This window comes from Sutcliffiella sp. NC1, assembly GCF_027594365.1.
Classification (GTDB): Bacteria; Bacillota; Bacilli; order Bacillales; family Bacillaceae_I; genus Sutcliffiella; species Sutcliffiella cohnii.
The window spans coordinates 2889678-2900893 of the sequence record NZ_CP115153.1 but is presented as its reverse complement, the minus strand read 5'-3'; the positions used below and the strand labels follow the sequence as shown (position 1 = coordinate 2900893).

Genomic DNA, 11216 nt, shown 5'->3' with positions numbered 1-11216 from the left:
TAACTGTTGGTAATGAGTAATGCATTCGTTCCCCTGCTATTAGCGGGGGATTTTATTCGAAAAATAGGAAATAAAAAGAGAAGGAAAAAGTAAAGTACATCTTCTCCTTACACATGAAAATTCATACTACGCGTTTCCCATTTTGGGAAAGGAGGATAACAATGAGTGAAAAAGTAACAGAAACCGTTCAACAATTAATGGAACCAATTGTCCTTGAAATGAATTTAGAACTAGTCGATATTGAATATTTAAAAGAAGGATCTTCATGGTTTCTACGTGTTTACGTTGATAAAGATGGTGGAATCGATATTGAAGATTGTGGGGTTGTTAGTGAAAAGTTAAGCGAAAAACTAGACGACTTAGATCCAATACCACATAATTATTTTTTAGAAGTTTCCTCTCCTGGTGCAGAACGACCTTTAAAGAAGAAGGAAGATATCGCGCGTGCTATAGGGAAAAATATTAATGTAAAAACGTATGAACCGATTGAAGGAACAAAAACCTTTGAAGGAACTTTAATATCCTTTGACAATGAAACACTTGTTATACAAGTAACTATTAAGACTAGGAAAAAAGAAGTTTCTATTCCATATGAAAAGGTAGCAAAAGCACGATTAGCAATTATCTTTAGTTAGTTAAACTAGAAAAAATATTAAACTTTGTTTTGGATGTAATGAAAAGACATTTGTATTAAGGGGGACTGTTGTTAGATGAGCAGTGAATTATTAGATGCCCTATCCTTAATGGTAAAGGAAAAAGGTATTAGTGAAGATGTTATTATTGAAGCGATTGAAGCTGCACTGATTTCCGCTTATAAAAGAAACTTTAATCAAGCACAGAACGTTCGTGTAGATTTAAATATGGAAACAGGGACTTTCCGTGTATTTGCTAGAAAAGAAGTTGTGGAGGAAGTGTTCGATCCGCGACTAGAAATTTCTGTAGCAGAAGCACGTCAAATTAATCCGAATTATCAAGAGAATGATGTACTTGAAATGGAAGTTACACCTAAAGACTTTGGTAGAATCGCTGCTCAAACAGCAAAACAAGTTGTAACTCAACGAGTAAGAGAGGCTGAGCGAGGTGTTATCTATTCAGAGTATATCGACCGAGAAGAAGATATAATGACTGGAATTGTTCAGAGAATCGATTCGAAATTTATTTATGTTAGTTTAGGGAAAATTGAAGCATTACTCCCAGTCGGTGAACAAATGCCTAATGAAAGTTATAAGCCACACGATCGTATTAAAGTGTATATTACGAAAGTGGAAAAAACGACAAAAGGTCCTCAAATTTTTGTTTCAAGAACACATCCAGGTTTATTAAAGCGATTATTTGAATTAGAAGTACCGGAAATTTATGATGGGACAGTTGAAATAAAGTCTGTTGCGCGCGAAGCAGGCGACCGTTCGAAAATTTCCGTACATTGTCATAATCCTGAAGTTGATCCAGTAGGAGCTTGTGTTGGTCCTAAAGGACAACGTGTACAAACGATTGTTAACGAACTTAAGGGAGAAAAAATTGACATTGTTCGTTGGTCAAGTGATCCTGTTGAATTTGTAGCAAATGCATTAAGCCCTTCTAAAGTTTTAGAAGTAATCGTAAATGAGGCAGAAAAGGCAACAACTGTAGTTGTTCCAGACTATCAATTATCACTTGCGATTGGTAAGCGAGGTCAAAATGCCCGTCTTGCAGCAAAACTTACAAGTTGGAAAATTGATATAAAAAGTGAGTCAGAAGCGGAAGAGCAAGGTATTTATCCGAGTTTAACTCTCTCATCGGAAAAAGAAGATGAAGAAAGTGACGACTTTCGCGATTAAAGAATAGAGAACGTAAGAAAAGAGGTGAAACCAGGTGAACAATCGCAAAAAAATTCCAATGCGTAAATGTGTAGTTAGTCAAGAAATGAAGCCGAAAAAAGAACTCGTAAGAATTGTCCGTTCAAAAGAAGGTGAGGTTTCCATTGATTTGACAGGAAAGAAGTCTGGTCGAGGGGCATATTTAGCTAAAGATAAAGAAATTATTTTATCAGCTAAAAAACGTAACATTTTATCCCGACATTTAGATGTAGCGATTGAAGATTCATTATATGATGAATTAATTCAACTGGTGGATAAGGAGAAACAACAATTGTGATAAATAATAATTGGTTATCCACGCTTGGTCTTGCTACAAGAGCACGTAAAACGGTTACTGGTGAAGAGTTAGTATTAAAAGAAGTCCGTAGTGGAAAAGCGAAACTTGTATTGCTTGCGGGAGATGCTTCCCAAAATACAGCAAAGAAAATACAAGATAAGTGTAAGCATTATGAAATACCGATTAAAGTTGTCGTCGATCGGTATGAGTTAGGTCGAGCTATTGGAAAAGAAGCTAGGGTCGTCATAGCGATAGTAGATAAAGGATTTGCTACGAAATTATTAACAATGCTCGATTAATTTTTCTGGGGGTGAACGTATGACAAAAATTCGAGTTTATGAATTTGCCAAACAAAATAATATATCAAGTAAGGAAGTCATTACAAAATTAAAGGAATTAAATGTCGATGTTGCTAACCATATGTCAACGATAGATGACGCTTCACTAAAAAAATTGCAACAAACATACAGTGCTAAACAAACAAATAAAACAGAAGGTAATGATCAAGTGAAAGAATCTAACAACAAAGAAGTGAAACGTCCTTCTACAACTACAGTAAAAGAAGGAAATAAAAAACAAACAAGTAACAGTGGGCAAGCTTCTAATAATAACAAAAAGCCTGAAAAGAAAAACAATAACACTCAACAGAACCAGAACAATCAAAATCGTGGTAATAAAAATAAAAAGCAACAAAAAAACAGAAACAATCAACAACAACAAAAACAACAAGCTCCACAGCAACCTAAAGTGAAAGAATTACCAAGTAAAATAACTTTTTCTGAATCCTTATCAGTTGCAGAATTAGCGAAAAAGTTACATAAAGAACCTTCTGAAATTATTAAGAAATTATTTATGTTAGGTGTTATGGCCACTATTAACCAAGAGTTGGAAAAGGATGCTATTGAATTAATTGCTTCAGAGTACGGTGTAGAGGTTGAAGAAGAAATTGTACTTGATGTAACAGATTTAGCCAACTATGAAGAAGAAGATACAGAAGAACAATTAGAAGAACGTCCACCAGTTGTAACGATTATGGGTCACGTTGACCACGGGAAAACTACATTATTAGATTCTATTCGTAATACAAAAGTTACAGCAGGAGAAGCTGGCGGAATAACACAGCATATTGGTGCATACCAAGTAACAGTTGAAGGGAAAAAAATTACGTTCCTAGATACTCCAGGGCATGCTGCGTTTACTACGATGCGTGCACGAGGTGCTAAAGTAACGGATATTACCATTTTAGTAGTTGCTGCTGATGATGGTGTAATGCCACAAACAGTTGAAGCAATTAACCATGCAAAAGCTGCGGAAGTGCCAATTATTGTTGCCGTCAATAAAATCGATAAACCAACTGCAAACCCAGATCGTGTAATGCAGGAATTAACAGAACACGGACTCATACCTGAGGACTGGGGTGGAGATACTATATTTGTACCACTTTCTGCATTAACTGGAGATGGTATTGATTCTTTACTAGAAATGATTCTACTTGTTTCTGAAGTAGAAGAATTAAAAGCAAATCCGAATAGAAAAGCTAATGGAACTGTTATTGAAGCACAATTAGATAAAGGTAGAGGATCTGTTGCTACTTTATTAGTTCAAACTGGTACGTTAAAAGTTGGAGATCCAATTGTTGTCGGAAACACTTTCGGTAAAGTACGTGCAATGGTTAATGATTTAGGACGTCGAGTAAAACAAGTAGGACCATCTACTCCTGTTGAAATAACTGGATTAAATGATGTACCACTTGCAGGAGATACATTCCTAGTATTTAGTGATGAAAAATCTGCACGACAAGTTGGAGAGGCAAGAGCTCAAAAACAATTACAAGAACAAAGATCAGAAAAAACTCGTGTAACTCTAGATGATTTATTTGAACATATTAAACAAGGTGAAATGAAAGAAATCAACTTAATTGTTAAAGCTGATGTACAAGGTTCTGCAGAGGCTCTAGCAGCAGCTCTATACAAAATTGACGTTGAAGGTGTAAAAGTTAAAATTATTCACACTGGAGTAGGGGCTATTACAGAGAGTGATGTTATTTTAGCATCTGCTTCTAACGCAATAGTTATCGGATTTAACGTTCGTCCTGACGTAAATGCAAAACGTACGGCAGACGTAGAAAAAGTAGATATTCGCCTACACCGCATTATTTACAAAGTAATTGAAGAAATTGAAGCTGCTATGCAAGGAATGCTAGACCCAGAATTTGAAGAAAAAATTATTGGTCAAGTAGAAGTACGTACTACCTTTAAAGTGTCTAAAGTTGGTACAATTGCTGGCTCTTACGTAACAGATGGAAAAATTACTCGTGATAGTGGGATTCGACTTATTCGTGATGGAATCGTTATTTTCGAAGGCCAATTAGATGCCTTAAAACGCTTCAAAGATGACGTAAAAGAAGTAAGTCAAGGTTACGAGTGTGGAATTACGATCAAAAACTTTAATGATATTAAAGAAGGCGACGTAATCGAAGCATATGTGATGCAAGAAATTGAAAGAAAATGATTTTATATATAGAATGTGAGTGCATTATTTATAATGCACAATCATTAAAAGATAAACGGGCAGTATTACAAAGAGTATTAACTCGACTAAAACAACGCTTTAATATTTCCGTAGCAGAAATGGACTATCAAGATTTATGGCAACGTACAAAAATTGCTATTGTTGCCGTTTCTGCTAGCCAGCAAATGTTGGATAAAGAGTTGAACAAAGTACTACAATACATTGATTCTTTCCCTGAATGGGAACGAGCAGAAACGTCGTTTGATTGGCTGTAAAGAGGTGATAAAAGGTGACGTTAAGAGCAAATCGTGTTGGAGAGCAAATGAAAAAAGAACTTTCCGATATTATAGGTCGTAAAATTAAAGACCCACGTGTTGGTTTCGTTACTGTTACGGACGTGGAAGTTACAGGAGACTTGCAACAAGCTAAAGTTTTTATTTCTGTATTAGGTGACGAAGAAAAGCGCCAAGATACGTTAATTGGATTAGCAAAAGCAAAAGGTTTTATTCGTAGTGAAATTGGTAAACGAATTCGCTTACGTAAAACTCCTGAACTATTCTTTGAATTTGATGAATCAGTTGATTACGGCAACAGAATTGAAAGTTTACTACAGGAAATTAATAATCAATCCCCTTCTGAAAAGGGTGAATAAAAGGATAGGCTTATGTCTATCCTTTTTCTTACTATATTGAGTGTGAATTTTGTAATTTATTTTGAAAGGATGAACAATTTGGAAGGAGTTTTAATACTAAATAAACCAAAAGGTTATACTTCACATGATTGTGTATTTAAGATACGTAAACTGCTAAAAACGAAAAAAGTAGGACATACGGGCACACTTGATCCAGAAGTTACTGGTGTTTTGCCAATTTGTATCGGAAATGCAACTAAAATAGTGGAATATTTAACAGCGGAAGAAAAGACATACGTTGCAGAAGTAACGTTAGGTAGATCAACTACAACGGAAGATCAAACAGGAGAGACGGTAGATGCCGTAGTTATTGATCGGAAAATTACTATAGAGGAAATAGAGGCTGTTACTAAAAGGTTAATAGGTGAAATTGATCAAACCCCTCCAATGTATTCAGCAGTTAAAATAAACGGGAAAAAATTATATGAATATGCAAGGCAAGGAATTGAAATAGAAAGGCCAACTAGAAAAGTTACTATTCATAATATTGATATTGTTGAGGCTCAAAATGTTTATGAAATAGGAGATGACGTCAAGTTTACAATTCGTGTAACATGTAGTAAAGGTACATATATTAGAACGTTAGCAGTTACAATCGGAGAAAAACTTGGTTTTCCAGCGCATATGTCTTCGTTAGTCCGAACCCAATCTGGAATTTTTACATTAAATGATGCAATTTCTTTTGAACAATTAGAGGAAATGGTACAATTAGATAATGTACGCGATGCACTTATTCCTATTGAAAAAGCATTACGTGGATTGCCTGCATTAACAATTAATGATACAGTAGCAGAGAAAGTAAAAAATGGGGCAGTTTTACCCCTACCAGAAGAAATGAAAGATGAAGATCTTTTTGTTGTGTACTATGAAGGGAAATGTCTCGCTATTTATATGAAACATCCAACTAAGGAAGGTCTAATGAAGCCGCGAAAAGTGTTTCATACATAAGTTTTTACAGAAATAAGGGGTTTATCATGAAAACAGTTTATTTATCACATCCGCTTTCAATCGATGCATTACAATTAAAACCGACAGTGATGGCGTTAGGTTTTTTTGATGGAATTCATCTTGGTCATCAAAAGGTAATTAATACAGCTATAAATATCGCAAAAGAAAATGAGATGCAAAGTGCAGTATTAACACTTGACCCTCACCCTTCTGTCGTATTAAGAAACGATATGAAAAACATTCGTTATATAACTCCTTTGAAAGAGAAAGAGGAAATTTTACAAACTCTAGGAGTAGATATTCTTTATGTAGTCTCCTTCACTCCGGAACTAGCAAAGCTATCACCACAATCTTTCGTTGATCAATACATTAAAGGGTTAAATGTAAAACATATAGTCGCTGGTTTTGATTACTCGTTTGGTAGCTTTGGAAAAGGAACAATGGAAACAATGCCACAATTTTCAAATGGGGCATTTACTCAAACTGTCATAGAAAAATTAACAAAAGATAATCAAAAAGTTAGTTCTTCACTCATTAGAGAAAACTTACAACTAGGAAAAGTAGATAAGGTGAAGGAAATATTAGGTCGCTTTTACTCACTCAAAGGCACGGTAGTAGATGGAGATAAAAGAGGACGAACTATTGGTTTTCCAACTGCAAATATTGAATTAACGGATGAGTATATTATTCCAAAGCCTGGGGTATATGCTGTTACAATGGAAATAAACGATGTAATGTATAATGGCGTCTGCAACGTGGGTGTAAAGCCTACATTTACAGATAATACGAAAGTTTCTATTGAAGTGCATTTGTTTGATTTTAATGAAAATATTTACGGTGAACAAGTAAGAGTAAATTGGCATTTTTATATTAGAAGTGAACAGAAGTTTCCTAGTTTTAAGGAATTAGTACAACAAATTGAGGCGGATAAGCAGTTTGCGATTAATTATTTCCAAAAAAACAATGCTTTAACTTGATTTTTACCTCATAAAGGTGTATTCTATTATACGTACGAAAACCATTGCTTGGCATCTCGATTCACCAACGAATGCTCGGTAATTGGGGTTAAATATTGAAGGAGGTGAATAGGATGGCAATCACACAAGAGCGTAAAACAGCTTTGATTAATGAATTCAAAACACACGATACTGACACTGGTTCTCCAGAAGTTCAAATCGCTGTCCTAACTGAAGAAATTAACAACTTAAACGAACATTTACGTACGCACAAAAAAGATCACCACTCTCGTCGTGGTCTATTAAAAATGGTTGGTAAACGTCGTAACTTACTAACTTACCTACGTAATAAAGACGTAACTCGTTATCGTGATCTAATTAACAAATTAGGTTTACGTCGATAATGTGTAAAAAGCGGGATATTTCCCGCTTTTTTGTTAGGTTTTTTTGTTATATATATATTGATATGAAGTACATCTTTCGTTCATACTATACATAATGAAATTAATTTATACAGGCTTTTTCAAATGAAGTTGCTTTTATTAATCCTTATAATGAATTTTACTGGCAACACATGAGTAAAAGCTTATAAGATAAGCTAGAGAGGGGTAAAACATGGGACAAGACAAACAAGTCTTTTCTATTGATTGGGCTGGAAGACGCCTTACGGTAGAATTAGGTCAATTAGCAAAACAGGCAAATGGCGCTGTGTTAGTTCGTTATGAAGATACTGCAGTTTTAAGTACTGCAACTGCATCAAAAGAACCGAAAAATCTTGATTTCTTTCCGTTAACTGTAAACTATGAGGAGCGTCTTTACGCAGTAGGTAAAATACCTGGAGGCTTCATTAAAAGAGAAGGGCGACCTAGTGAAAAGGCAATATTAGCTAGCCGCTTAATCGACAGACCAATCAGACCATTATTCGCTGATGGGTTTAGAAATGAAGTGCAAGTGATTAGTATTGTACTAAGTGTAGACCAAGATTGTTCTTCTGAAATGGCAGCAATGTTCGGATCATCATTAGCGTTAAGCGTATCTGATATTCCTTTTGATGGGCCAATCGCTGGTGTAACGATCGGGAGAATAAACAACGAATTTATTATTAACCCAACTGTTGACCAGCAAGAACAAAGTGATTTACATCTTGTTGTTGCTGGTACGAAAGACGCAATTAACATGGTTGAAGCTGGCGCAAATGAAGTGCCTGAGGAAGTTATGTTAGAAGCCATTATGTATGGTCATGAAGAAATTAAACGACTTATTGCTTTCCAAGAAGAAATTGTACAAGCCGTTGGAAAAGACAAAATGGAAGTTACTCTATATGAAATAGACGCGACTATTGAAGAAAAAGTTCGTGAAATGGCTGAAGCTAATTTAAACAAAGCAGTACAAGTGGTGGAAAAACATGCTAGAGAAGATGCAATTACGGAAGTAAAGCAAGCAGTACTTGCCCACTTCGAAGAGCAAGAAGCTGATGAAGATACGGTGAAACAGGTAAAAGAAACATTAATCAAACTTGTTAAAGAAGAAGTAAGAAGACTTATCACAGAAGAAAAAGTGCGTCCAGACGGCCGTAAAAAGGATGAAATTCGTCCCCTTTCTTCAGAAGTGGGAATCTTACCTAGAACTCATGGTTCTGGACTATTCACACGTGGACAAACACAAGCTTTAAGTATTTGTACTTTAGGTGCGCTTGGCGATGTGCAAATTTTAGATGGTTTAGGAATTGAAGAAGAGAAACGTTTTATGCATCATTATAATTTCCCACAATTTAGTGTTGGTGAAACTGGACCGATGCGTGGACCAGGTCGTCGTGAAATTGGGCACGGTGCGTTAGGTGAAAGAGCTTTAGAACCAATTTTACCTTCTGAAAAGGATTTTCCATATACTGTTCGTGTAGTTTCTGAAGTTTTAGAATCGAACGGTTCTACATCTCAAGCGAGTATTTGTGCAAGTACTCTTGCTATGATGGATGCAGGTGTACCAATAAAAGCTCCTGTTGCCGGTATTGCAATGGGTCTTGTAAAAAAAGGTGAACACTACACGGTTCTTACTGATATCCAAGGTATGGAAGATCATTTAGGTGATATGGACTTTAAAGTTGCAGGTACTTCAAAAGGTGTAACGGCTCTTCAAATGGATATTAAAATCGCTGGATTGTCTAGAGAGATTTTAGAAGAGGCGCTTCAACAGGCGAAAATCGGCAGAATGCAAATATTAGAGTCAATGTTAAAAACAATCGATACACCTAGACAGCAGTTATCGACGTATGCACCGAAAATTTTAACAATGACTATTAACCCTGATAAAATTAGGGATGTTATTGGACCGAGCGGTAAACAAATTAATAAGATTATCGAAGAAACCGGTGTTAAAATAGATATTGAGCAGGATGGTATGGTATTTATCTCTTCTGTTGATGAAGAAATGAACCAAAAAGCGAAAAAGATTATTGAAGATATCGTTCGTGAAGTGCAAGTCGGTGAAATTTATTTAGGTAAAGTAAAACGTGTTGAAAAATTCGGTGCGTTTGTCGAATTATTTAGCGGCAAAGATGGACTAGTTCACATTTCTGAATTAGCAGAAGAACGAGTTAATAAAGTGGAAGATATCGTAAAACTCGGTGATGAAGTATTAGTAAAAGTTATGGAAATTGATAAGCAAGGTAGAGTAAATCTTTCTAGAAAAGTACTTCTAAAAGAACAAAAAGAAAAAAATGAACAACCATCTTAATACTTTCCAAATAAGTCTGGTATATGCCAGGCTTTTTGTCATTTTTGTAATTATATACGTCTAGCTTCTAGGCCCAACTCAAACTTCGCTTTTGACTTAAACGAGTGCTTCCGCGTTTGTCCATATAATTTACAGTCATAACGGTACTAATGTTCTACTTGTACCTCCCATACATAAAATATATATAAATGGTGGAATATAATAGTAAATATATTTCTACACATTCTTATTGATCAATATTGATTAATAAACATAGGGGGATACAAGGTGAACAGACGATTTTCTACTTTTGTTTTTTGTCTTATAGCAATCATTTCCTACCAAACGACACCATATTTTAATAATTCTACTTCTACATCTATTGTTGCACAAGAAGTTGCTGGGATTAAAGATTCATTAATGCTGGAAATTGAAGAAAAAGCATCAGCATATGAGATTCCCCCTCAAGATGCAAGAATAGATAAAGTATGGAAAGCGGTTCCAGGGTACAACGGTAGAACAGTTGATATTAAAGCATCGTATGAAAAGATGAAAAAAAGCGGTGTGTTCGATGAAAAAAAACTTGTATTTAAACAACTGTCCCCACAAATCCATTTAAAGGATTTATCGGCATCACCGATATATAAAGGGCATGAAGATAAAAAAATGGTTTCGTTTATCGTCAATGTTGCATGGGGAAATGAATATATTCCCGATATGCTTGAAACGTTAAAAAAGCATGAAATTAAGGCTACATTCTTTTTAGAAGGTAGATGGGTAAAGGAAAATCCTTCAATAGCAAAAATGATTGTCGATGCTGGTCATGAGGTAGGGAATCATTCTTATAGTCATCCTAATATGAAAACATTAGGTGCCAATGCCGTAAGAGATCAATTATTAAAAACGAATAGCGTAATTGAAGCAACTACAGGTGTGAAAGTAAAATGGTTTGCTCCACCTAGTGGTAGTTTCCGTCAAGAGGTAGTAGAAATTGCAAAACAATATAATATGGGTACAATAATGTGGAGTGTCGATACGATAGACTGGCAAAGACCGGAGCCAAATGTTATTGTGGATAGAGTAATGGGAAAAGTTCATCCAGGGGCCATTATATTAATGCACCCTACAGATCCCACATCTAAATCGTTAGAAACATTAATTGTTTCTATCAAAGAAAAAGACTTACATATTGGAACGATAAGTAGCCTATTAAGTGAAGAAAGGATGGATTAACGTTAATATTCATCAATCTTATTAGGTAGGGA

The 11216-nt window shown here is 35.3% G+C and carries 12 protein-coding genes; all 12 read left to right on the top strand.

All coding sequences use genetic code 11. The features are described from left to right. The first annotated feature begins 161 nt into the window (after nt 1-161). The 12 genes from rimP to O1A01_RS15085 all read left to right on the top strand — a co-directional run bounded on the left by rimP (nt 162) and on the right by O1A01_RS15085 (nt 11184). The gene (gene rimP / locus O1A01_RS15140; RefSeq protein ID WP_270064447.1) at nt 162-635 is read left to right on the top strand and encodes a ribosome maturation factor RimP; all 474 of its coding nucleotides are present in this window, start codon (nt 162-164) and stop codon (nt 633-635) included. A 75-nt stretch (nt 636-710) separates the two neighbouring features. Then, entirely contained in the window at nt 711-1817 is a 1107-nt protein-coding gene (gene nusA, locus O1A01_RS15135; protein WP_066413282.1) for a transcription termination factor NusA, read from the top strand. A gap of 34 nt (nt 1818-1851) precedes the next feature. Then, nucleotides 1852-2133, top strand: coding sequence for an RNase P modulator RnpM (rnpM, locus tag O1A01_RS15130; protein ID WP_066413279.1), 282 nt, complete (start codon nt 1852-1854; stop codon nt 2131-2133). Further along, nucleotides 2133-2432 (top strand): YlxQ family RNA-binding protein, encoded by a 300-nt coding sequence (locus O1A01_RS15125; protein WP_412766298.1) that lies wholly within the window; start codon nt 2133-2135, stop codon nt 2430-2432. Before rnpM ends, O1A01_RS15125 begins: the two co-directional genes overlap by 1 nt. A 19-nt stretch (nt 2433-2451) precedes the next feature. Beyond that, nucleotides 2452-4644: a translation initiation factor IF-2 gene (infB, locus tag O1A01_RS15120; protein ID WP_270064446.1), complete on the top strand. Its 2193-nt coding sequence runs from the start codon at nt 2452-2454 to the stop codon at nt 4642-4644. Then, on the top strand, nt 4641-4919 hold the full coding sequence (locus O1A01_RS15115) for a DUF503 domain-containing protein (RefSeq protein ID WP_066413273.1): 279 nt from the start codon (nt 4641-4643) through the stop codon (nt 4917-4919). The genes infB and O1A01_RS15115 overlap by 4 nt, the downstream gene beginning before the upstream one ends. Nucleotides 4920-4933: 14 nt before the next feature. After that, nucleotides 4934-5296, top strand: a complete 363-nt coding sequence (rbfA, locus tag O1A01_RS15110) for a 30S ribosome-binding factor RbfA (protein ID WP_066413270.1) — start codon at nt 4934-4936, stop codon at nt 5294-5296. Nucleotides 5297-5374: 78 nt separating this feature from the next. Continuing rightward, nucleotides 5375-6283 (top strand): tRNA pseudouridine(55) synthase TruB, encoded by a 909-nt coding sequence (truB, locus tag O1A01_RS15105; RefSeq protein WP_270064445.1) that lies wholly within the window; start codon nt 5375-5377, stop codon nt 6281-6283. 26 nt (nt 6284-6309) lie between these two features. After that, nucleotides 6310-7260: a bifunctional riboflavin kinase/FAD synthetase gene (gene ribF, locus O1A01_RS15100; RefSeq protein WP_066413264.1), complete on the top strand. Its 951-nt coding sequence runs from the start codon at nt 6310-6312 to the stop codon at nt 7258-7260. Nucleotides 7261-7373: 113 nt separating this feature from the next. Next, entirely contained in the window at nt 7374-7643 is a 270-nt protein-coding gene (gene rpsO, locus O1A01_RS15095) for a 30S ribosomal protein S15 (RefSeq protein WP_066413262.1), read from the top strand. Nucleotides 7644-7854: 211 nt separating this feature from the next. Further along, the gene (gene pnp / locus O1A01_RS15090) at nt 7855-9972 is read left to right on the top strand and encodes a polyribonucleotide nucleotidyltransferase (protein WP_270064444.1); all 2118 of its coding nucleotides are present in this window, start codon (nt 7855-7857) and stop codon (nt 9970-9972) included. A 360-nt stretch (nt 9973-10332) separates the two neighbouring features. Further along, nucleotides 10333-11184: a polysaccharide deacetylase family protein gene (locus O1A01_RS15085; RefSeq protein WP_270066421.1), complete on the top strand. Its 852-nt coding sequence runs from the start codon at nt 10333-10335 to the stop codon at nt 11182-11184. Nucleotides 11185-11216 lie beyond the last annotated feature (32 nt).

Coding starts and splice junctions, on each gene's coding strand:
- rimP (WP_270064447.1), top strand. CDS start 162: ATGAGTGAAAAAGTAACAGAAACCGTTCAACAATTAATGGAACCAATT.
- nusA (WP_066413282.1), top strand. CDS start 711: ATGAGCAGTGAATTATTAGATGCCCTATCCTTAATGGTAAAGGAAAAA.
- infB (WP_270064446.1), top strand. CDS start 2,452: ATGACAAAAATTCGAGTTTATGAATTTGCCAAACAAAATAATATATCA.
- O1A01_RS15115 (WP_066413273.1), top strand. CDS start 4,641: ATGATTTTATATATAGAATGTGAGTGCATTATTTATAATGCACAATCA.
- ribF (WP_066413264.1), top strand. CDS start 6,310: ATGAAAACAGTTTATTTATCACATCCGCTTTCAATCGATGCATTACAA.
- rpsO (WP_066413262.1), top strand. CDS start 7,374: ATGGCAATCACACAAGAGCGTAAAACAGCTTTGATTAATGAATTCAAA.
- pnp (WP_270064444.1), top strand. CDS start 7,855: ATGGGACAAGACAAACAAGTCTTTTCTATTGATTGGGCTGGAAGACGC.